Raw genomic sequence first — 21,919 nt, forward strand, 5'->3', positions numbered from 1 at the left:
TGATATCGTTAGCTACTGGATCTCAGAATCGTATTAACGCGACAACAGCCCCCGAGGCCGCTGCTCCTCTTGAATAATCTGCCGGACCAGCGCCGCTTGCCTCCGCTCCAATTTCTTAGCAAATTCACCATCTCGCTGTGAGTCGCCAGTGCTAGCGAACTGATTTGAGATAGAAATAGCCGGTGCTACCCTGGTCCCACTTGGCGCAACCCCTGCGGCTGCCTTTTGTCCCATATATCCCCCACCAGCGTAATTCCCAGCGAAGACTTGATCCAGCGAACTACCCATGGGGGCCAGCATTGCGTTGATCTGCGCCTGATGTCGTTGGGTGAGCACTGCCTCAGTTGTGTTGAGCATGGCTAGTCTGGGCTGACCAGGGGCCATTGACTCACGACGATAGGCATCGGCTATGGAGCCGCCCGACATGAAGTTAGGGACATAGCCGCCATCGGCTGCACCAAATAAGCCTTTAACGATGCCAAAGATACCACTGCCGCCACCGGCTGCACCACCTAGCCCACCAAATAAGCCGCCGAAGATTTCTTGCATCAGCAATTGAGAGGCCATTTGAGCTAAGCCAGAAATCATGGAGTCGATAAAGCCACTGAACGCCTCACCCGCTGTTTTTGAACCATCCAGGAATGATGCAAATGCGTCGGTAGCGTGCCCCTGTGCCATTTGCAAAATCTCCGTCATTTCAGAGAATTGCGCATTAATCCCTTCCAAATTAAGCTCGTGCATCGCTTCGGCGTTGGCTGTCATGCGCTCAATCGCATCTGCTGATAGGTCGGCATTATTGTGGATAGACTCTAGTTGCTCGGCAAATCGCATATTTTCTTCAGCGATCGCCATATTTTCTCTGAGTTCATTCATCTGCCGAGAATTGCCAAAGCCGCGTTGATCAGCCAGGGACAGAGCAGCATTGGCAACACCCATGTTGGAGTCAAGAACAGCACGCCCATCCCTTAATTCCTGAGCACGGTTTTCTCGATCATTTTCACGACCTAGCAATTCCTGTCGATTGTCAAATGTTTCAGTGACCAGCTTCAGCCGTAACTCGTATTCTTCGTCTGTGATCTGTTCGTTGGCAAGCTGTTCCCTGAGTTTGAGTAAGGCTTCAGCCCTTTCTAGATCTAGCTCCGTGACTTGGATGTCGGCGTTGAGCCCTATCGCTACGGATTGGGCTCCATTCTGGCGAGCTAGCTCAATTTGAGACCGTGAAAGATCTCCTGTGATATCAGCCTCGGCCCTGGCCTTAGCAATGCGCTCAGCTTCGACAGCCAATTCATGTTCTACCTCTAGCTGTTTTCGCTCCTCAAGGTGTAGTGCCTCCATGTCGGCTAGATGTTTGCGGCGATTTTCTATTGCTGGGAGCAGGTCTGACTGGGCCTCTCTGAGCGATTCGACTTGCTCACGCGATTGAGCAATCAAGAATGGGTCGCCGCCAGTAGCCTCAGCCGCTTCAATAGTGCGATTGAATTCATCAATAGACTGCTGAGCTGAATCGTAAGACAATTCCATGTCTTCGATTTGGCGTTGCAGGTCACGAGTACTGTCAGCCTGTTCGCGGTCTAACTGGATAAAGTCCCTAGTCCGGCGAGTGGTGGCATTGTCGGGGGCCAGGTCAAGATTTGCATCCTCAATTTCGCGATCGCGCTGTAGCTGAGAGTCATCTTCACGGCGACGATCGTCTAGCAACTGTTGCTGCAGTTTGCGGGTATTGGCTTCAGCCTCTGCCCGTCTCAGATCTCGCTGTGCGTCAAATTGTCGTTGGGCTGCGTCGATCTGCTGATTCGCACCGAGCGCTGCCAGGTCCTGACCCTGCGTGATGCCGCTGGTGTTGACTGCTGGCGTTGTGAATACTCCTCCTCCCGTAAGGGCCGTTGCCAGCGCTTGACCTTCTTGGTCCCATTGACGTGGTGCGTCTGGATGAGCAGAGCGTTGCACCTGGTGAGACCTCGCAAAAATATCTTGCCCCCGCTGAGTTTCGAGCAGTCCAATGTTGCTGCCACGACCTGTGTAAAATGATTCAGCCGAAAAGACCGGATCTGAGATTTGATTGCGACTACCCCATTCCATTGATGGTCGCTGCTGGAATAAGCCAAGTGAATCCCTGTCGCCGCCAGTGAGATTGATTAAATTGGATTCTTGGATAGCGGTTGCGATCGCACCTGCAATCTCTTCGTTATTCGCCCCCAGTGACCGCCCTACTTCAGCAATGATGCGAGCGTTATTGATTTGCTCTTGAGATGCCGCTTGCCCTTTGACGGTGAGGTTGGAGAAATCCGTCTGCGGTCGCGCCTGTGCTTGAGGCAAGTTGGCCATAGCGGGGGCGGCAAGCTGACTGGGTATTACGTAGACGTATTGGCCTTGAGCGTCAGGCTTGAATGTAGAGATAGCGCGTTCTTGCACAGGTCTAGACTGAGTGGATCTATCAACCATCTGCCCGTCGCCAGTGGATACCCCGACGTGAGTGATTGCACCTTGCTCAAAATTGCCGTATGTATTTGTGAATCCTACGATTGCGCCAGCGGGAATAGCAGTTGGGTCGGATGTTCTGCCCACTTGCCCAATATCAGAGCCGATCAAAGAAGAAGCGAACCCGGCCCCCAGTTCACCCGCCCTGGGGTCTCCTGAAGATAGTTTGTCAGCGCTCACCCCAAGCTCTATCCCTGCGCTCTTGAACACCTCTCGGACAAAGTAAGCGCACTGAGCAAATACGCCTTCATTGAAGTGCTTCCCATCCCATTGTTCAGCAAGATTGACGACATCAGTAGCCACACCTGATGTAATCACAGGCATCTGCCCCGGCACTTGCCCCATTAAGCCCACTCCCTGCTGTATCGTCCCGGCCAGCTGCTGTCGGATTCCAGCTTCCGTGGCCTCTAGCTGCAACCCTTCCATCACACCATCAAAGATCGATTGAATGGTATCGGTGATGGTATCGGTATAGGTGCCCAGGAATTCGTCGGTGATGTTGTTAACGCTGCGGGTCAGGTCGGCTTGCAACTGGTTAAATTCAGCCTGCGCTAACGTTTGCTCCACTTCGAGCATTGTTGACTCAAAGCTTTCAGAAATGCCCTGGTAGTAATCCGTGATAGATTCACCCAGCGCGCGCAGGTCCATCGCTGCTGTGGCTGCAGATTCATCAATTCGAGCCTGGATATCCAGCGCCTGAGTTTCGTATTCATCTAGGTTGATCAGGAGACCCAGCGTTTTTGTTGATGCCGGGTCTGTATCGCCGATCCGATCTTGCATCCGGGCAAGTTCAGGCGCTCTGAGCCCTGACAATGCCTCTCGTCCTCCCAATGCATTGAGGCTGTCGGCTAAATCGACTGAACTTAACTCAGCATTAAGTTTGGCAATGGCCTGTGCCGTGGCGGATAGTTCAGACGCCAGCGCTTGTTGCTCCAGCCCCCGAGATAGACTGGCTATTTGTCCCTCAGATGCTCCAGCGATTTGTGCCCTGGCTAAATTACTGCGACCAATAGAACCAGCCCGCGCTGAATTAATCGCGGCGGCATCGAGGGCGGCGGCGGCATCAGAAATTGCATCAGCAATGCGTTCAATATCAACAACGGATTGGTCAAGCGCTTGGTTGAATAACTCTTGCTGTGCTTTTAGTAATGCGATTTGCGGGGTGAGGTCTGCAACTGCCGTGTTATACGTTTCGGCTGTGATACTGCCTTGCTCATAAAGAACTTTCAGTGCAGCAAGCCCGTCCTCCTGAGTTTTCAGTTGCTCATCAACCACCTGGCGAGTCGTCCCTACATCGCCGACCAGCCGTTCACGTTCTTCTAGCTTCCGGTTGATTTGCCCTTCGAGTGCATTTTGCTTAGCTAGGTTGTCAGTGTCGAGCGCTTCTGTTACTCTCAGTCGTTGCCGCAATACCTGGAGTTCTTTATCCAGCTCGCCAAACCGCTGTAGTTCATCGTTGCGAGGCCCTGATGTAAATTCTGCAGCTTGCGCAATCACATTAGCCGTGTTGGATTGCAGTGCATCCGCTGCTTCAAGAGCATCATTTTGTTGTTTTTGAGCAAAGCGATTTTTGATGAAATTAGACGCTTGACCAACAATGTCAGTGCGGTCAGCAAGCCCTCTAGCTCCACTCCTGGACGCTTCATTCGTAAGGAAGCCACCTATCCCTTCGGTTAATACACTGATAGGGCCAGTCAGCTTTACCCCGCCCAGGCTGTCAGCAGCTTTTTCTCCACTGCCTGCGATGCGATCTAATGAATCGGCAAAGCGCTCTAGCCTGTCAGTATTCGACTCAACAATATCGCCAAGCTCGCCAGCATTTTCACCGAAGGCGCTAAATACAATCTGTCCAAGCTTCAGTGCCGCATTGATTAGGCCGATTTTAACGGCAAAGACCGCCAACGTCTTAATAGTGGCTGTCGTCGCGGTTCGGATGCCCATCATTGCGGGTGGAATGATACCAAGGGATTTGGCGGCTGCGATCGCAGCGCCTCCCAGCTTCATTGCCATCGAGGCAGATAGCACGGTGAAAGTGGTGATCAGTAGCTGGGCATTTTCCTGAGCCAGTTTCAGCCCTGCCGTTAACGCTTCCACTCCGACTTGCCGTGCCGGGAGAAGGTTTTCTCCAACACTCGCCTGTAATTCAAATACAGTATTGTTGAATCGGTTCATCGAAGCCTGGGCAGAATCGGCGGATGCTGCTAGCCCGCTAAAGGTTTCGGCTTCTAACTGTTGGGCAAAGGCGGGCAGGAATTCGTCACTAACAACCTGTCCCTGCTCCAGCATTTTTGACAACTCCTGGGTTGTCACACCCATTGACCGCGCGGCGATTTGGAACGCCCCTGGAAGCGCCTCACCTAATTGACCTCGTAATTCTTCTGCTTGAACACTTCCTTTCGACAACATCTGCTGCAGTGCTAAAAGGGTGCGCTCAGTTTGTTCTCCGGATAGCTGAAATACCGCCGAGGCTTGCTGTACCGCGTCAAAAACATCCTCTGCGCCTTGTCCCTCAAGACTTGTCCCGCGCGCGGCGGCTTGAGTCTGGACAAACCCGCTCACTGATGCGCGTGCATCAACTCCCAGTTCGTTAGCCCTAGAAAATACATCATCTAAACTTTGAGCCGCGCTAACGGAATCGCCCTCAAGCAGTTTCAATGTATTGCGCAAGCCTTCTAGCTGTGTCGCGACATTAACAGATTGATTAGCAAGTTCCCCCAGCATGGGGCCAACAAATGAGAGCGCCCCAAATCCAAGAAAACCTTGAACTACCCCTAGCGCCTGATCCTTTAGTTCGGCGAGCCATCCGCCACCATTGATAATCCCCTCAGATTTCAGCACTCGGTTGATGCGTCCAACAAGACTTTCTGTCCCTGCCTCGGCTTGAATCAGTGTGTTGTCTAGTCCGGACTGAGATTTAGCAAAGCGGCGCTCAATCTCCATCTCCGCCCTATCAAATTTTGCTGATGCCTGTTCAGCTTCATTTAGGGATTGCTCTGCGGCGCTCTGGCGGTTTGTGAATTGGGTATCGTTTTTGTTGATTTTCTTGGTACGGGCAAACTCTTCTACTGCTTTTTGTGCAGCCTTAAGTTCTTCCTCAAGATCTGCGCTGACAGTGGACGGACCTTTGGAGAATCCAAGATTAAAACCCAGCTTACTAAACAGACCCATCCTAAAAAATCTTTTAGACGGCGACTGAATCTCAAGTGTGTCCTCAGCCGCTTTAATTCCAGCTTCTGCCATATTCTCAATGGCATCGACAACGGCCTGCGGTTCTACCCCCTGCGCCATCCCTTCGCTAATATTGCCCCCAACGCTGGTTGCTTCTGGGAGTTTATTGAGCTGTCGTTTAGCAAACGTTTCCTTCTGTGCCAGTTGGCCCTTGATACCTTGAAACCTAGAACCAAGTGCGGATTCAACGCCAACATCAACTCCCTCAGATCTGAGCATTTCAATAACCTGCTCAATCTCAGTTCGTGATTCTTCTGATGTTTTTAGATACGCCTCAATTTGGGCTCTAGCGATGTTCTCTTGCCCCGCTTTAACATTTTCCTTAATCTGCTTTTTGAGTTCAGTGTATTTTGTCTTAAATCCAGCAGCGACTTGGTTGAGTTCGCTAAGTATCTCCTCAATATCTTGAAAGGTGAGTCGCTCTTTTACGTCATCGGCTACACCCTCTATTTGCTGAGATACGTTCTCTATGGGGCTGGACGATTGACTAACGCCAGCTTGAGCAGTGGCTTGCCTGGCTTGGCGTTGTTTTTGGGGCTGACCTTGGGCGACTTCTACAAGCTCTGGTTCCCTTAGAGGGTTGACCGGCATTTGCAAGGGCTCGCCAAGTACGGCTTTGCCCTGAACAGTGGATTCAAATTTTTCGACCTGCTTTTTCAGTGCAGCCTCAGCCTTTTCTAGTGCGGATCTAAGTCGGAATTGCAGTTTAGATATTTCTTCAATTGACAAATCATCTAAATTTGCCGCGCTATTTGCCAGGTCATTGACTCGTTGCTCTACTAATGCAAAAGCCTGGACTGCCTTGGCTGCTTCAGGAGATGAATCGATATCAAATTTGCTTTGGATAGATAGCAGTTCAGCGACATATTGTTTTTCAATCTGAGCGTAAGCATCTTTGATTTTTCCGCCGCCGATACCTGTTTCTAACTGCAATGAATCAATCGCCCTTTGTCGTGATAAGGCTTCACCAATGTCAGCCGATTCACGACCAGCAAACGCATAGGCATCTGATTCAATCGTCCTGCGGTAACTTTCTGATCCCCCTCGCCCCCCTAGAACAGACCTTTCTATACCAGGCCCATATCTCTGTTGCTCCTCAGGAGTAAGGTCAAGAGTTGGTATAGCAATATTTTCGCCAGCGCGGCCAAAGTCGCTTTGTGCAGCATGTCTTAACTCATGGACTAATGTTTCTAATTGCTTGCTGGTGAGTGTTCCTTGATTAAGCGCTTCAATGACAGATGATGAGATCTGGATTGAGTTTGTGTCTTGCACGAACATTGCGTTCGCACCCTGCAAATTTTCATTGGCAACCAGTCTGGGGATGTCTTGATTGGCCAAAGAAACACCAGATCTTTTAGCAACTTCACCGACAAGGATTTGATAATTTCTCGAAACTTGTTGCGCTTCAGGGCTATCTTTCTTTCTCGCTCGATTGACGACTGGGCTCGACGTTGCCATGTCACTTGGCACATCTAGCAAATCAAACGTTTCAACCGCATTGACATATCGCTCAAATTGTCGTTGCTTATTGGCTAGCAGGTCATCCGCCTTGGTAAGCTCATCCATCAAGCCTTGGAACCGATTAGCCGCGATTTCGGCAATCATCTCAACGCGATTACTGAGCGTATCAATATCAGCTTTAACTGTAGTCGCCTGCGCCTGGAGAACGTTGATTATGTCGGAGCTATCGGCAAACGTTTCTTCTGCAAGCGCCAGCCTGACTTGAGCATCTTTTCGAGTAGCAGGATTTGAGGCAGTATCAAGCTTCTTTTGGAAAGTATCAATATCTTCGCGTGCTTGCTCTTGGCGCTTTAGCTGATTTAGTAATTCTGTTTGGATTGTTTGATAATCACGCCGCGAGGATTCTAATGTCTGCGATACGGCTTCCATCCCCAGGCTATTTTCAGCTTCTGCAACCCGGTCTCGGATAACAGATTCTTTTCTAGCTAATTCCTTCGATTCAGTATCGAGTTGCTTAGCAAGTTTGGATATCTCACCTCTATTGCTTTTTACAAATTCAAATTCCTTTGCCGATTGCGCACTAGCAAACCCTCGGTTTGACCTGGCTTCAGCTGACTGTTTACCCCGAACAGCAGCCCCTTCAACTAATATCGTTTGCTTCCCAATGGCCGCTTCCAGAACCTTGGTGATCATGTCTGCGTCTCGGCCAAACGAATCGAGAACACCTTTGATTAACCCTTGCCCTAGCTGATTACCAACTTTGTCAAACGAGCCAATCAAAAACGAGAGTTCCCGATTAATTCCCAACGAAAGACCCTTGGAGAAATCAGCCGTTGCTTCTCTGCCAACGTTTTCAAGAGCACCCGTTGCAATCGTTCCAACTGCGCCAGAGAGCGCTTGCCCTGGCACAGACAAAACCCCGCCGATCGCTGACCCAACCTGACTAACTGCGCTTGGCTGTAATTGACTAGCGATCGCTTGCGGCAGACTTGAAACGCCCTTAACCGCCTGGCGAATATCCTTGACCGCACCGCTGATGTCTTTTAGCGTGCTAGCAATTTCTTTTGAATGATCACCCCCGCCAGCCGCGCCGCCCATTGCCGAGACCTGGGCTCTAACCTCTGCTGCAATATGAATCTGTTTCCCACTGAGTCGGTCTAACTGCTTCTCTAGTGCATCTAGCGCAGAGCTATCAACACGAGGTGTGATGGGATTTTTGTCTAAGTCAGCCTGCACCTGCTTCCGGTGCTTAATCTTCGAGTCATAAACCCGGTTCAGTTCATGCAGCCCGCTAAGATCTACTTTCGGCGCAATATCGAACGAATTACGTCCACCAATATTTAGAGTTCTTTTTAGGTCGCGCTCTAACTTTTCGGCCTGTGCCTTGGCCGCCTGCATCCCCGCCGTATATTTCTCTGTATTAAGTTCAAGCTCAAGAAACAACGTTCCGATAGATTGAGACATAACTTCCAGTTGACAAAAACAGAAAATGTATACAGCAAATAGCCCTTAAAAGCCTTAATCGGCAGGGGTTGCAGCCATTCTCAATAGTAGTGCTATATTCGACATAGTGCTTTTTTGGATGATTTCTTGAAATCGCGTTTTGACACTGGATTTATCTTGAAATCGCAGCGGCTCGATGATGGTCGGCTGAGATTTTATATGCGTATTGGCAAGGCGAATCAATTGCTGGCGTACCAAGACGAGCAGATGAAGGACGGTGTGCGATATGAGATTATTCGACCGCAACAGCTATTTCATCGGGATTCGATTGATTCGGCCAAGATGGGAGTCATCACACTTGATCACCCGGACGAACTAATCTCTCCTGAAACAGTGCGGCAGCATATCCAGGGCAGTACCGGGCATTCCGTTGTCATTGATGGCGATTTTCTAGGTATCGTTGGGACGTTGTTTTCCAAGGATGCGATCGCCGCTGTTGAATCTGGCGAGTATCCAGAGATATCGCCCGCCTACCTAACTGACTGGATGGATGGCGATGGCACTAAAGAAAATCCATATCACCAGCTGCCTAGAAAGCACAATCATTTTGCTCTTGTAAAGCGCGGTCGTCATGGCTCTGAAGTACGTAGCTATACCGATGCTGTTGATGATGCGCTCGTAGATCGTTTGCTGCGTGATGGCGAAATCTCTAACCCCCTAACGTCTGTCGTTGTACCCCGAAAAACTATGAAAATAACCCTCGGCAATAAAGACTACGAAGTCGAAGGCGACGACGCCAAAGCCTTATCTAGTGCGATTTCATCCATGGTCAAAGACCATGCGGATATGAAGAAAAAGCACATGGCCATGGACGGCGAGAATAAAGTTCTCAAGTCCGATATGAAAAAGTACAAGGCCAAGGCTGATTCCCTGGAAACTTCTCCAAAACTGGATGCCAAAGAAGTTCAAGAGTATGTAGCGAGTGAAGTGAAAGATCGACTGGATTGCTGGTCGCGCATTTTGCCGCACATGGATGCTAACTTTGAGCCTGATTTTTCCGCATCTTCCGCCGATGTGAAGCGCCTGTGGATTGCCAAGCATCGGGCGGATATGGCGGCTGATCCTAATTTCCAGGACGATGGATTTATTGAGGGTGCATGGCGTGCGATCGCTCCTGAGCTATCCGAACAGTCCAGGCAAGATGCGGCGGATGACGATGGCGAGCAGGAGAAAATCAGCAGCGGACTGAAAGGCATGTTGGCGCAGCTAGAGAAGTCGCGTCAAGACCACGCGCCGTCTACAGAAAGCGCAATTGATAAGGCTCGCGCAGATGCAGCCAAGCAATATTCGGAGGCGTGGAGTAACTAACTAATGGCGATTACCAACTATCAAACGGTCACCGACCGAAAAGGATTTGAAGGACAAGTAGCAACGACAGAGCATGCTGTCATTCGTACCGCATCCAATGGCATGGATGGCGTCTTGCCATTTGGCCGCGTCATTGTTGAAGCGACTCCTGCCACCCGAGGCGAGCGTCCTGTTGCCACAGTAATTTCAGCAGCGGGTCAATCTGTGTTGGGTGTAGCGATCGCGACCACGATCCAACAGATCGATCATGAATCTATCGACGCAAACGGAGATCGCGGCTATGCCGATAAACGCCCCGTTGGCTATATAGTCGAGGGTTTCTTTTACGGCATTGTCGAGGAAGATGTAACGCCTGCGGATCCTGTTTTTGTGCGGTTTGGTGGGACAGGGAAGCCCGGTCAATATCGTACTGATGCCGATACTGCTTCCGCTGAAGATTTATCGGCCCGCTTCAAGTTTGCAGAAGTCGCGGCAGCTGGTGAAGTTTGCAAAATTGAGGTACTGAAACGATGACAGATTATGGAGTTCACCTGAGTCGTTACTTAGAACAGAAACTACCTGACGTTATTCGTCAGCGGTTTCGACCCTTTCGGTATGAGAACGGAATACTTGTCCCGACCGTTGCTGATCTGAGCCCTGGCGCTCAAGTCTTGGTGCAGGAACAGATTGAAGGTCGTGGACAGGCTGCTGTTGTCGCTGACCAAGCCTTTGATATTCCGCTGGCTGATTACAATGTCAGCGAGACCCGAGACCCGGTGGTAGCCGTATTCAGTTCTTTTCACTACACGGTGAGAGAATTGCAAGCCGCTACATTTGCTAATCAGCCGCTGACTGACGAACGGCAACGGGTGGCACGGCGAGCAATCGCTAGCCGCATCAATGAGCTAACTGCTTTCGGTAGCGCTCAGTATGGCTTGACGGGAATGCTAAACAATCCGCTAACTCCTGTAGATGACACGTCTTTTGATCCGTATGCTGGCGCGACAACAGCAGAAAATCTGGTTGATTTCTTTGTTGAGAAAGTTGCAGCCGTGACCGATTCGACCGACGAAACCGAATACCCCAATCACATTGAGATGGCGTTTCGGTTGTGGAAGCAACTATCATCGAAACGCCTTAGCGGGACTGCAGTCAGCGCTATCGAACACTTGCGCAAGTTATTCAGCGGCGAAGAATCGGGGTTCTCGCGGATGACGTTCGGGACTTCGCCAGAGCTGAAATCTGAAAAGCTTGAGCGCTATGGAGTACATAGTGTTGGGACCAACAAAGACCGCATTGCTATTTATCCCCGAAGTGCGGAAATCTTAGATCGGCACATTGAGCCCACACAGGTACTCGAAACAGAATACCGGAACGCTCAGTACATTGTCCCGATGTATTCCTGCATCTCTGGCGTTCGGTGGAAGTATCCGCTGGCGGGCCGTTATGTTGATGTCGTCAAACCAGCATAGGGGGCTAAATGTTGCTTAAGTACAATCCGCGAAAGACACAACCAGCCTCTCAGGGAGTTCGCTATCTTGATGGCGTTCCTGTCCACCCTGGCATTAACTACGACCTAAGCGAAAGCCAAGTCGAAACCATCAAGGCTCATCCCAGTCTGTCACGCTATGAAGAATGGGGCGCGATTGAATGGGTGAAGGGTGGCGGCGAAGTTGAGGCCAAGCCGGAAGCCAAGAGCGAAGCTGACAGACTGGCTCGACTGGGGGCATTAGATGATCTAACGGTGGATGAAGCCGAGAAGATTGTTGACGTTGAGCATGATGTTGAACTGTTGCAAGCTTGGGCCAACCGCGATAAGCGTGTGACGCTCCGCAATGCAATCAACCAGCGCATCTCTGAAGTTCAGGAGGGGCGTGCTTAATGTCAGTTTGGCGACGGCGTGAGAATTTGTTTCTTTATTACTCAGTGCCCGGTGCAACTGAGACGGATGCGTTTGGCGTGGCTCGTCCTGCCGTACCATCAGAGCAACAAATCATTAAAGCGTCTGTCAGACCAACTGAGGAAATGGCTAAGCTCAGTGAGCAGATTGGCCCGGATGTATCTCGTGTTCGAGTAGACGGCTATTTTGTGAGTCCTAAATTTCAGCCGGACAACTTTCCGTTGGGGAAACGGATTCGTGCTGTTCTTAAGGAACTGGCAACTGAATTGGAGTTCAATGGCGAGTTTGAGGCGGCGCAGATTGTCCCAAGCCGATTTGTTGCAGTGACCAAGGCATTGGGGTCTCCGATCTCTGGCTACTTTTATTCAGTTGGAGGTGGCTAATGTTGGATTGGAATCCGCCCAAGCTAACCAAAGCATCCAGCGCGATTGGTTATCACGCTGAGCATGCACCCATCGTCCATAATGGGGCTCAGCTAAAGTCCGGTGGCAGCATCCCGCCTGCGCCGTGGATGGCCACCACTGTCGATGAACTTAAGCCGCCAAAAATCGTTGTCTCTGAAATTTCTGATAGCGCTATTCATCAAGCTTTCCAAGAGTTTGTAGAAGATGTTGCGGGACAAATGCAAAACAACTTGCGCGATCGTCGGTGGTATCACCCGCGTGGTACTCAACGCCGGAATGGTCAATACATTCCCCCTGGGCTGCGCGACAAAGTAGATACCGGTAAACTCTTGAACTCTCAGGAGGTGCGCCATGGCTAGTATTGCGACAGATGAAATCCTGATTCCCTTAGCGACTCAACTACGCGATGAGATCGGTGATTTACTGGGCCAGTTCTCGGATGGTGAACCCGCTTTTACCGTAGAACCCCCTGAAGATGTACGACGTAATTCAGTGACGGGCTTATTCTGTGGCATCGATCGCTTTCTTATGGGCAGTAGCGATCGTGTCTCTGGTGGGGCTCATAAAAATGCTTACACCCGCGTCACGCTCGTCAACTACGATCGGCAGTCGGTGAATTTAGTTGAAGCCGCCAACCGTATTGAGACGACCTTTAATCAGTTTCGTCAGCCCATTCATTCTCCATCATCAGACGATGTGTATGAGCAGATCGTCTTCTCTCTATATTCCCCTTACTTTCTGACAAGGAGTTAAACAATGGCCAGAGCAGTCGGCTCAATTATTCTGCAAAATGCATCTCTTGATCTGGTGCTGTTGCCCATCGGCAGCCGTACTCCGCCAACGATCACCCTAACAGCTTCTGCGGCGACATCTGGTGCTACTACGATTGATATTGCTGCAGAGACTGGTGACACCCAAACGCTGAATGCCGGGGCCTCGTTCTCGTTTGAAGATACCGCCAACAATAGTCGGGTACAAATAGTCTTAGATCAGGATGTAACACTGACCGAAGACACCCCAGTAGCGGCAACTATTTTCCCGCTAAAAGCAGACGTGCCGGTTGGTGCTACTGCAACCTTTGTCGATGGAATCTTGCCGATGGAAGGCTTGCAGTCGTTTGACCTTTCTACGTCTGACACATCAGTCGATACCACGGATACAAAGTCAGGTAGCGGTACGGAAGTGGCATTGATTCGGGCATCAAAGACCTTGAACTGTTCCTTTATTATCCGCCCCAACAACCGCGCCTTCTTTGAGCTGGTGCAGAACGTAGCTCTAAAGGGTGGTGGTTTTTACGGACGTGAAGTTTATGCCACGCTGACCTTGCCCGATGGTGGGCGCAGAGAGGGTGCTGGCCTTATCCAAAACTACCAGGAGCCAGGGAACCAGAACGAAGTGCGGCGAGCATCGTTTGACCTTGTATTCCAGGGCGATTCGTTCACTGTCTCGTCCGCATACACCTACGCGCCCTAGTGGAGATTGATTGCCTAACCGATGGCCGCTTTCTGTATTGCTTTGATTGCATTATTGAAGCGTCTGAGGTTAAAACCTCCGTTGTCGTGATTCGGGGTGGGTTGTGGGGCGGCGTTACGCTTGCCGCCTGCGATCGCCCCCTTTCTCTCACGGTCGATGTGCCCCAAGATTTGAGTGCTGGGGTGAACTGGAATACGCACTGCTCACGAGATCGAGATATCGTACTGCCACTGAAAGTCTGATGCTCTTTTTTAAGCAAGGATTAATTGCATTATTTTCGGGAGGGGCCGCTTGGAACAGCCCTAGCCTAAAAGCAATTTTGCTATCGAGCTATACCTACGATGCCACTCATCAATTCGTTAGCGACATCGCCTTCAATGAACTCACGGGCTACGACCGGCCCGATGTATCAGCCAGCGTGATCTATAACGACAGCGAGGACCGGCTAGAGCTGCGTTTTGTCGACACAACAATTACAGCCGTGGCAGACGCCCAAACAGTAGGAGCGTTTGCGTTGTTCATTGAAGGTGACGACGATACGGACTCTGATTTGATTGCTTATCAAACGGGCGTATCTGAAGCTACTAATGGTGGGGCTATTACTTTGAATGCCCCACCCAACAGCTTGGGTTCTGATAATTTTGTCTTTGCCGTACCGAGGGGTGGCGTATGAGTATCAGCGATCGCTATTCCGATCTCTCAGCAGCCCTAGAGCGAGTTCAGAGCCTCACCCAAACCAACAACACAGATCGTGAGTCTGAGATTTTAGCAAAACTAGACGATACAGCCGCACGGCGCGGTGATGATGTGCGCTACCGGCTGCACTATGTAGCCGCGTTAGTTGAACGACAAAACTACGACAACCAAACTCTAGAACGAGCAGACGGCGGCATTCGCTTTACGGGTAACCGCGTGCAGATTAAGTCGTTCCTGCGAGAACAGGCGGCTCTAGACTTAAGATGGCTGGCGGATGGGTTTGAGATTCCTCCAGGCTATAGCGCTGATGATGAGCTAAGAGACTTGCTATTAGAGCAGGGCATTGATCCGGATGATGCAGCGCCGCCTGTGATGTCGATATTTACTGGCTAGTTAACATGGATGCAATGTATCTCTTTTGGTAAGTGGCAAGAAACCCCAAAACAGGATTAACCGATAAACAAGAATTATTCTGTCGTGAATATCTTAAAGACTTTAACGGAGCAGCGGCATATATTCGAGCTGGCTATGCTAAAAAAGGCGCAAAGAACCACGCAGCAAGGCTGGTAGCAAATGGTAGCGTTCAAGCCTATCTTGCAAATCTCCGCAGCCAAGTTGAATCACGCTCAGTTGCCACGCTAGAGCGTACCCTTGAAGAGATTGCCAGAGTTGCCTACGCCGACATTACGAGCACCCTTAAATTCAATAACTCTGAACTAACACTTAGTAACTCTGAAGAATTGCCCCCTGATGTAACAGCGGCAATTGAATCTGTAACTTTCAACGAGTCTATTACCGAGTCAGGAACGACCATTAAAAAGAGCCTGAAAATGCACAACAAAATGCAGGCATTAGGATTACTGGCTGATTTCTTTGGGATTCGAGATGATTTCAATAAAGCTCGGGCAACGCTTAAGCGCTATGGGCTGGCATTAATACCCGACGAGAACAACTCTGTAGGATGGACAGTTGAAAAGTATGAATCCAGTCCCAATTCCGGTACTTAAGCCGATCAAACATAATCCGCAAGATGTATCGTCTAGGCTTGAAATACACGACGCTGACAATTATCGATTCCTCACTTCTGAGTTTTCGACGATCGCACTACCCCACAAAGGAACAACAGAGCGCATAGATTTACCCGCTGGCACCATCACGCCACAGAAAGGGAAGCAAGATAAGTTTGCACGTTGCCATGTTGACTTAGCCCTAACGGGAGGCGGAGCGGGTGGTGGTAAATCGTATTCGGCACTCTTAGAGCCGCTTTACCACATCGACAACCCCGAATTTGCCGCCGTCATCCTCCGTAAAACCTACCCCGAAATAACAGCCCCCGGTGGGCTGTGGGAGACCTCGCGCAAAATCTACATGCCGCTTGGGGGCAAAGCCCGCGAGAATGATTTGACTTGGAAATTTCCTTCTGGGGCCACAGTCAAATTTTCGCACATGCAGCACGGCATGAAGGATGCTTACCGATGGCAGGGTTCGCAGGTGCCGTTGTTTATCATTGATGAGGCGACTCACTTCGATCGCGCCACTACTTTCTACCTTCTCTCCCGAAATCGTTCGACCTGTGGCGTCAAGCCTTATATGCGATTCACCTGCAACCCAGACCCAGATTCTTGGTTGGCATCCTTTATCGATTGGTGGATTGACGATGATGGCTTTGCTATAGAAGAGAGATCGGGAGCCGTGCGGCATTTCATCACGATTAACGACGAGGTAATCTGGGCAGATACACCAGCTGAACTAACCCAGAAATATCCCAATGCACTGCCTAAGTCATTCACATTTATCCCGTCAAAGTTGAGTGATAACCCCATCCTCACTCAGATTGACCCCGACTATCGCGCCAACCTGCAAGCATTGCATCCCGTCGAGCGAGCCCGATTAGAAGGCGGCAACTGGAAGATCAGATTTCAGACTGGCAATGTCTTTAACCGCCAATGGCCTCACTTTATTGACGACATTAGCGAGATTCTTACGCCTAAGGCCAAACCCATCATTGTCCGCGCCTGGGACTTGGCGGCCACCACGAAAACAACCTCCTACTATACGGCTGGAGTGAAAATGCTGGCCTGCGATGGCATCTACATAGTGCTGGATGTGTTGTGCGATCGCTTAGACCCAATTGCGGGGGACGACCTTATTGTTCATACTGCAAAAATGGATGGGGCTGAAGTTTATGTCTCGACCGAGCTAGAGGGCGGTAGCGCTGGCCTAAAATGGTCACAAACGATGCGAGATCGGCTAGCTGGTTTTAGCTATAGCGCCGACAAACCAACCGGTGATAAATTACAGCGATTCTTGCCATTCGCTACCGCATTGTCTCAAGGACAAGTTTATTTCTTGCGTCGCGCCTGGACAGACCAATACGTGGGCTGGCTGGCACAGTTTAATGGATCTTCTGTGCCCGGTGTAACCGATGTAGCCGATGCATCCTCTGCTGCATTTTCATTCTTGTCTCAGAAAGTGACCGAGTTTAATGCGGCGGATTGGTTGAATGCGATTTAATTGTGGGGGCTCTCGATGGTTGATCAGCATTTAATAAGCGGTCGTGGGGGCGGCGGCAGAAAACAACGAAAGCCCAAAACTCAGGATGCGGGGAACCCGTCTGATTCTTATGCTCAGGTCGTTGAGATTCTGAGTGCAGGGCCGTGCCGAGGCGTGCGAACGATTCGGGATGTATTCCTAGATGGAACGCCACTTGAAAATTTAGACGGTAGCCGAAATTTTTCAGACCTGCTGTTTCAGCAAAGGGCAGGTCGTAATGTCGAAGCTCCTTTGCAAGGTTTCGGCACGTATCAGTCTAGCGAGACAGGTGTTGGCGTTGAGGTAAAAAACTCGCAGTTTGTTACGCGAACATTTTCCAACGATCAGATTGATGCCGTTATTGTTCGTTTTGGCGTTGCACTAGAGCGCAGAGAAGATGACGGCGACGTAAAGGGCAACGCGGTTCGCGTTCAGATTTTTGTACAACAAGGTATTGGCCCATTTGTGCTGCGCTATGACCGGACGATCAACGATCGCTTCCCGCAGATTAGAGAATTTGAGGCATTCATCCCCGTAACGATCGGTGTCCGTGACTTTTCAATACGGATGGTCAAAGCGAGTCCTGACATTGATGAAGGAGACCAAACTGAGCTTCGTCAATTGCGATGGCAAAGCTACCAAGAAATAATCACGACATCGCCAACGTACCCAAATCTACATGTCGTGGCGATGCAATTTGGGGCAGAGCAATTTAACAGTGCGCCGAGGCGTAGCTACCGTATCGGCGGAATGATTGGAAGAATTTTGATTCCGAGCAATATGCGTGTAGCGGTTGCGGGGCTGACAGATTCGTTGAACCCACTAGCGGGTGGGCTTGATCCAATATTGGGCGGAAACGGACAGCCCATTCCATGGAATGGACGCCTAGTACCTTCACCGCAGCCAACATCCGACCCAGCATGGATTGCTCTGTTTCTGTTGACAGACCCGATGTATGGCTATGGCAGTGATTATTCGATCAATGACGTTGACCTAATGGATCTCGCAGAGATCAGCGCTTATAACAACCAAAAAATCAACTCTGGGTTGGGCTATCTGGAGCGTAGATTCCGGCTGTCTACCCTAATCCAAACCGAAGCCCAAGGGTTTAAACACATTGATGACGTGCTGAGCAACTGCAACGCGCATCGGTATTTTGATGGTGAGAAGATGCGGTTCTGGCAAGACCGGCCAGGTACGTCAAAGTTTCAATTTACCAATGCTGATGTAGTTGATGGTAAGTTCACCTATCCATCAACTCACTTGAATTCTCAGTATTCGGTGGCCCTGGTCACTTGGCATGACCCGGATGACCAGTTCAAGCCCACGGTAGAGCCGGTTGAGTTAGAGGAAGCATTCGAGGTTCTTGGGTATCGCGAAACCAAATTTACGGCCTATGGATGTTACTCCAGGTCGCAGGCGGTCAGGGCGGGACTTTATGAACTGGTTACTAATTTCTATGAAACGGACACGATAAATTTCCAAGCCAGAGGTAAAGCGGCGGCGCTCCGTCCAGGGAAGCTATTCACGGTCTACGACAACCGGTATAGCAGCGGTATTGCAGCAGGGCTTCTGCGCAGTGCAACCACAACACAGCTAGACCTAGACCGTACCGTCACAATCCCAGGTGGTGCAGTCCATGTAGAGGTGATCGTGCCCTCAGGCGAAGTTGAGCGTAGGCTGCTGGCCAACAATGCTGGCTCAACTAACCAGCTGGTTGTAACAATGGCATTTAGTGCGGCTCCGGTGCCGGGTGCGAGCTGGGCAATCACAACGGTTCCGGGTCGTGTATGGCGGTGTTTGACGATTAATTCAGAAGAAGGTGATCTATCGACGATTGAGGTATTCGGCTCTATCTATTTGCCCGATAAAGAGGCGCGAATAGAGCAAGGTATTCCAATCTCACCACAGGAGATTCCTGGGGATATAGCCCCGGCTGTGGCATCACCGCCATTTAATATCAATGTTGTCTTGCTGGCCCTAGACTCTGGCAGCTATGTGCTGCAAGTTAGTTGGCAGCCGCCTGCCGATGCGGCCTTTGTGTCAGGCTACATTCTGGAATACAAGCGTGGGCAGTTTGGTCAATGGCAAAGCCAAGCGACAACTCAAGGTGTTTCCTACGATTTTCAGGGCGTATTGTACGATCCGATCTATCAGGTGCGCGTTGCTAGCTTACTCTCTACAGGTAAATTTTCTAACTGGGCAGAAGGCGCATACTACGAAGCTGAAATCGAAGTTCCTTCGACTGTGCTATCACTCTTATCCAGAGCCGTGGTTGTCAGAGAGCCGCCCCAAGCTAATTTGGTGTTGAATTATTCGAGAAGGGCGAGTGCGATCGCATTCTAGTGGCTCAAGCTAAACTAACAATAGTTCCACCGATCTCACACTATGGCCAACTTTGATTACGACGTCCTGGACGGCAACGAAACCGCGCTAAAAATTCGCGGCGAAGATCTCGGGCTTGATGGTGTCGTGCAGATTGTGGGCCAGAAGTTCTACAGTGATGCACTGGGTGTAGTCGGAGATATTGCAGCAGCCGATGAGACAGTTGATGCTAGCGCGATCTCAATTCTAAAGGCACTACTACGCGAATCCCGAACGACTGAGTTTGATTCAGGGGTGGTGAGCGTCGGAGCCTCACCAACTGAGATTGTCATTGTGGATGTCTCGAATTCGAGAACGATGGGCATCCAGATTGAGAATACTGGAGCCACAGCGCTCAATACATTTGTGTGCTCTGCTCGTTATCACTCTGCCCTGGGCGGTTTTTTTAATCCATTTGCTCAGAGTGCAGCAGACTACGACACAAATGCAGGACGGCAGACTGGGAATGTGTTGAACCCCGTGATTGCGTCGAGTGCGATCGGATTTCCGGCTGGTGACCCACGAACGTTGGCAGGTGGCGCGTCGGCATGGCTGGAGTTAAATGTAGCGCGGTATCAGTCCGTGAGGTTTGCGGCGTCAACAGCGTCAGGGTCAACAGATGTTCGGCTGAGGGGGGTTGTTAAGTAATCAGTGCCTTACCCTGATATTCCATACATTGGCAGACCCGGCGATCGCTCATCGTTTGCAATGCGCCCAATCGAGATCGAAGCGGCTGAAAATGCGATGGTCTCTCGTGGCAGGCGGAATCAGTTACAGAGATCTCGTAGTCGATGGGCTGTCTCTGGCAATATTAGAAATGGGCTGGAACTGCACCAGTTTTTGCAAGAACGCCGAATGAGACCATTCGGATTTTCGCCAGATGAAACCCCTGACGGGCGGCGGCTTTACTTTTGCAAAAATTGGCGACTCAGATTCCTAGGAGCGAGGTCGGGAGTTGCCTTTCATGAATTCTCCGCTACGTTTGAGGAAACTTTTGTAAGCGAATGACCTTCAGACTGGATGTGGCGCCGATCCTGGCGCTGGCCACATCATGCGCCATCCCCCTGACCCTAGCCCCGGATAATGCGGTGGGGGTGGGTGACCTTCTCTGAAGCACCCCTACCTAAAGTATAAAAATTAGGCATAAACGGCTATCCTGAAATCAAAAATTGAGCGACCAATAATGAGACCTATCACCCTAGCTGCTTTGTGCATTGCGATCGCAGCCTGTGAACCTGTTACAACCAACTTTGCCACCACCAATTATAGTGCTAATGCCACCGTTACCTATACCTGGCAAGTACGCTACAACCGCGCCGACGGTCGCGATCGCCCCAACGACACCCGGCTCGAAAAGTTCGCCTCCACTTCCTTAGAAAACCAAAATGGTGTTCGACCTGGCCTGGCCGTTACCGGTCCAGATAACGAAGGTCTCTGGTGGCCCGAACTTCCCCCCAAACCTACCGTGGATGATGTTGAAGCTCGCCAGGGCGAAAACGAGCAGCCCGAATCACCTGAGCTGATCAAATCCGTTGACTATACATTGACGGTGGATCAACCCGGACAGCAGAAAACTCTACCCACTAGCTATAAGGTCTACCGTCAAGCCGTTAAAGCCCATGCGGATCAGAGACCGCTGGAGGTGATTTTGGGGCCGCAGGATGGGTCGGTGATTAATGTGAATGTGCAATAGGCATGTGCTGCAACGTTACAGTGCCCCTACGAATCAAAAAATTGCGGATGTACGAACTGGTATCCTGCCGCCTTAATCTTTGCATTCGAAACCTTTGCATTGTAAGCTCTTGCACTAGGCTGCGATGGATCCCAGTGCACTGGGGCTAAATTGTAGCGATCGCACACCTCATTAATCAATTCCTTAACCGTTGGAATCTCATCCTGCACTACGTTATAGATGCCTGAGAGGGCGTGCGATCGCACAAAATCAATCGCCCCCACAATGTCATCCCGATGAATCCAATTTGCCCACTCACCGCCCGTGCCCGGTCGCGTCTGACCCGCTGCCCGACTATAAATCCTCTCCAATGTCCGGCCCGGTCCATAGATTCCTCCCAGCCGTAACACACATACTTTTACCCCCCCTAAGCCCAGCAATGTCTGTTCCGTCTCCGCAATCACCTCACCATTAGCTGTTGCAGGCTTTACGGTCGTCGCTTCAGTGACCGTTGCCCCCTGATGCTGACCGTACACAGAGTACGTACTTGTATATATAAGATGCTGCACCTGCGTATTCGGTAGCACCTCCGCCAGGGTCTTTGCCGTTCCCAGGTACGTCTCTTTGTAGTTCGCCCCGCGCTTTGACCCCACGCATACCAGCACCACCTGCTGATCCACTAAACAATCCTGCACCGCCTCTGGCTCCGTTCCCCTGAACACCCGTACGCGATCCGCCACAGTTTGTAACTCTTCGACACGCTCTGGGCTGGTCGTCGTCACCGTTACCCTCAGGCCCTGCTGCTGCCACAGTCGAGCCACCTCCTTACCCACATAGCCACAGCCAATAATCGTTGCATTTATGACCATACAACCGCTCCCATCCACACTAGATCCGTTACATTAGAATACTGATTCAGCG

General features: G+C 50.7%; 19 protein-coding genes. 17 read left to right on the top strand and 2 right to left on the bottom strand.

Going from position 1 to position 21,919, the window contains the following annotated elements; all coding sequences use genetic code 11:
• Positions 1–33: 33 nt before the first annotated feature.
• A complete protein-coding gene (locus tag SPB21_RS04130) occupies positions 34–8,631 on the bottom strand; it encodes a tape measure protein (RefSeq protein WP_499865643.1) in 8,598 nt (2,865 codons plus the stop codon).
• Between the two features lie 126 nt (positions 8,632–8,757).
• Between SPB21_RS04130 and SPB21_RS04135 the strand changes: the two genes are divergently transcribed.
• The 17 genes from SPB21_RS04135 to SPB21_RS04215 all read left to right on the top strand — a co-directional run bounded on the left by SPB21_RS04135 (position 8,758) and on the right by SPB21_RS04215 (position 21,019).
• On the top strand, positions 8,758–9,978 hold the full coding sequence (locus SPB21_RS04135) for a DUF2213 domain-containing protein (RefSeq protein WP_499865644.1): 1,221 nt from the start codon (positions 8,758–8,760) through the stop codon (positions 9,976–9,978).
• 3 nt (positions 9,979–9,981) lie between these two features.
• The gene (locus SPB21_RS04140; RefSeq protein ID WP_499865646.1) at positions 9,982–10,491 is read left to right on the top strand and encodes a structural cement protein Gp24; all 510 of its coding nucleotides are present in this window, start codon (positions 9,982–9,984) and stop codon (positions 10,489–10,491) included.
• Positions 10,488–11,429, top strand: coding sequence for a major capsid family protein (locus SPB21_RS04145; protein ID WP_499865647.1), 942 nt, complete (start codon positions 10,488–10,490; stop codon positions 11,427–11,429). The genes SPB21_RS04140 and SPB21_RS04145 overlap by 4 nt, the downstream gene beginning before the upstream one ends.
• Before the next feature lie 8 nt (positions 11,430–11,437).
• On the top strand, positions 11,438–11,839 hold the full coding sequence (locus SPB21_RS04150) for a hypothetical protein (RefSeq protein ID WP_499865648.1): 402 nt from the start codon (positions 11,438–11,440) through the stop codon (positions 11,837–11,839).
• Positions 11,839–12,240, top strand: coding sequence for a hypothetical protein (locus SPB21_RS04155; protein ID WP_499057512.1), 402 nt, complete (start codon positions 11,839–11,841; stop codon positions 12,238–12,240). The genes SPB21_RS04150 and SPB21_RS04155 overlap by 1 nt, the downstream gene beginning before the upstream one ends.
• Complete coding sequence (locus SPB21_RS04160; protein ID WP_499865649.1) at positions 12,240–12,620, top strand: hypothetical protein; 381 nt, start codon at positions 12,240–12,242, stop codon at positions 12,618–12,620. Before SPB21_RS04155 ends, SPB21_RS04160 begins: the two co-directional genes overlap by 1 nt.
• Positions 12,613–13,014: a hypothetical protein gene (locus SPB21_RS04165; RefSeq protein WP_499865650.1), complete on the top strand. Its 402-nt coding sequence runs from the start codon at positions 12,613–12,615 to the stop codon at positions 13,012–13,014. The genes SPB21_RS04160 and SPB21_RS04165 overlap by 8 nt, the downstream gene beginning before the upstream one ends.
• A gap of 3 nt (positions 13,015–13,017) precedes the next feature.
• Positions 13,018–13,734, top strand: a complete 717-nt coding sequence (locus tag SPB21_RS04170) for a hypothetical protein (protein ID WP_499865652.1) — start codon at positions 13,018–13,020, stop codon at positions 13,732–13,734.
• The gene (locus tag SPB21_RS04175) at positions 13,734–13,976 is read left to right on the top strand and encodes a hypothetical protein (protein ID WP_499865654.1); all 243 of its coding nucleotides are present in this window, start codon (positions 13,734–13,736) and stop codon (positions 13,974–13,976) included. The genes SPB21_RS04170 and SPB21_RS04175 overlap by 1 nt, the downstream gene beginning before the upstream one ends.
• A complete protein-coding gene (locus SPB21_RS04180; RefSeq protein ID WP_499865655.1) occupies positions 13,976–14,407 on the top strand; it encodes a hypothetical protein in 432 nt (143 codons plus the stop codon). Before SPB21_RS04175 ends, SPB21_RS04180 begins: the two co-directional genes overlap by 1 nt.
• Positions 14,404–14,823, top strand: coding sequence for a hypothetical protein (locus SPB21_RS04185; RefSeq protein WP_499865657.1), 420 nt, complete (start codon positions 14,404–14,406; stop codon positions 14,821–14,823). The genes SPB21_RS04180 and SPB21_RS04185 overlap by 4 nt, the downstream gene beginning before the upstream one ends.
• Positions 14,824–14,855: 32 nt before the next feature.
• On the top strand, positions 14,856–15,437 hold the full coding sequence (locus tag SPB21_RS04190) for a terminase small subunit (protein WP_499057523.1): 582 nt from the start codon (positions 14,856–14,858) through the stop codon (positions 15,435–15,437).
• A complete protein-coding gene (locus tag SPB21_RS04195) occupies positions 15,409–16,944 on the top strand; it encodes a terminase large subunit domain-containing protein (RefSeq protein ID WP_499865659.1) in 1,536 nt (511 codons plus the stop codon). The genes SPB21_RS04190 and SPB21_RS04195 overlap by 29 nt, the downstream gene beginning before the upstream one ends.
• Before the next feature lie 15 nt (positions 16,945–16,959).
• Positions 16,960–19,308: a TipJ family phage tail tip protein gene (gene gpJ, locus SPB21_RS04200; RefSeq protein ID WP_499865661.1), complete on the top strand. Its 2,349-nt coding sequence runs from the start codon at positions 16,960–16,962 to the stop codon at positions 19,306–19,308.
• A gap of 42 nt (positions 19,309–19,350) precedes the next feature.
• Entirely contained in the window at positions 19,351–19,974 is a 624-nt protein-coding gene (locus SPB21_RS04205) for a hypothetical protein (RefSeq protein ID WP_499865663.1), read from the top strand.
• Positions 19,975–19,977: 3 nt separating this feature from the next.
• Positions 19,978–20,334, top strand: a complete 357-nt coding sequence (locus tag SPB21_RS04210; protein ID WP_499865664.1) for a hypothetical protein — start codon at positions 19,978–19,980, stop codon at positions 20,332–20,334.
• Between the two features lie 175 nt (positions 20,335–20,509).
• Positions 20,510–21,019, top strand: a complete 510-nt coding sequence (locus SPB21_RS04215; protein WP_499865666.1) for a hypothetical protein — start codon at positions 20,510–20,512, stop codon at positions 21,017–21,019.
• 26 nt (positions 21,020–21,045) lie between these two features.
• Here the strand turns inward: SPB21_RS04215 and SPB21_RS04220 are convergent, their stop codons facing one another.
• Positions 21,046–21,861, bottom strand: a complete 816-nt coding sequence (locus tag SPB21_RS04220; protein WP_163671865.1) for an NAD-dependent epimerase/dehydratase family protein — start codon at positions 21,859–21,861, stop codon at positions 21,046–21,048.
• Positions 21,862–21,919 lie beyond the last annotated feature (58 nt).

The organism is Leptothoe sp. ISB3NOV94-8A (assembly GCF_043421595.1).
Taxonomy (GTDB): Bacteria; Cyanobacteriota; Cyanobacteriia; order Phormidesmidales; family Phormidesmidaceae; genus Leptothoe; species Leptothoe turfae.

What these genes read in the sequence shown, in the direction of transcription:
- SPB21_RS04130 (WP_499865643.1), bottom strand. Translation starts at nt 8,631, where the DNA reads ATGTCTCAATCTATCGGAACGTTGTTTCTTGAGCTTGAACTTAATACA.
- SPB21_RS04140 (WP_499865646.1), top strand. Translation starts at nt 9,982, where the DNA reads ATGGCGATTACCAACTATCAAACGGTCACCGACCGAAAAGGATTTGAA.
- SPB21_RS04145 (WP_499865647.1), top strand. Translation starts at nt 10,488, where the DNA reads ATGACAGATTATGGAGTTCACCTGAGTCGTTACTTAGAACAGAAACTA.
- SPB21_RS04150 (WP_499865648.1), top strand. Translation starts at nt 11,438, where the DNA reads ATGTTGCTTAAGTACAATCCGCGAAAGACACAACCAGCCTCTCAGGGA.
- SPB21_RS04155 (WP_499057512.1), top strand. Translation starts at nt 11,839, where the DNA reads ATGTCAGTTTGGCGACGGCGTGAGAATTTGTTTCTTTATTACTCAGTG.
- SPB21_RS04160 (WP_499865649.1), top strand. Translation starts at nt 12,240, where the DNA reads ATGTTGGATTGGAATCCGCCCAAGCTAACCAAAGCATCCAGCGCGATT.
- SPB21_RS04165 (WP_499865650.1), top strand. Translation starts at nt 12,613, where the DNA reads ATGGCTAGTATTGCGACAGATGAAATCCTGATTCCCTTAGCGACTCAA.
- SPB21_RS04170 (WP_499865652.1), top strand. Translation starts at nt 13,018, where the DNA reads ATGGCCAGAGCAGTCGGCTCAATTATTCTGCAAAATGCATCTCTTGAT.
- SPB21_RS04180 (WP_499865655.1), top strand. Translation starts at nt 13,976, where the DNA reads ATGCTCTTTTTTAAGCAAGGATTAATTGCATTATTTTCGGGAGGGGCC.
- SPB21_RS04185 (WP_499865657.1), top strand. Translation starts at nt 14,404, where the DNA reads ATGAGTATCAGCGATCGCTATTCCGATCTCTCAGCAGCCCTAGAGCGA.
- SPB21_RS04195 (WP_499865659.1), top strand. Translation starts at nt 15,409, where the DNA reads ATGAATCCAGTCCCAATTCCGGTACTTAAGCCGATCAAACATAATCCG.
- gpJ (WP_499865661.1), top strand. Translation starts at nt 16,960, where the DNA reads ATGGTTGATCAGCATTTAATAAGCGGTCGTGGGGGCGGCGGCAGAAAA.
- SPB21_RS04205 (WP_499865663.1), top strand. Translation starts at nt 19,351, where the DNA reads ATGGCCAACTTTGATTACGACGTCCTGGACGGCAACGAAACCGCGCTA.
- SPB21_RS04215 (WP_499865666.1), top strand. Translation starts at nt 20,510, where the DNA reads ATGAGACCTATCACCCTAGCTGCTTTGTGCATTGCGATCGCAGCCTGT.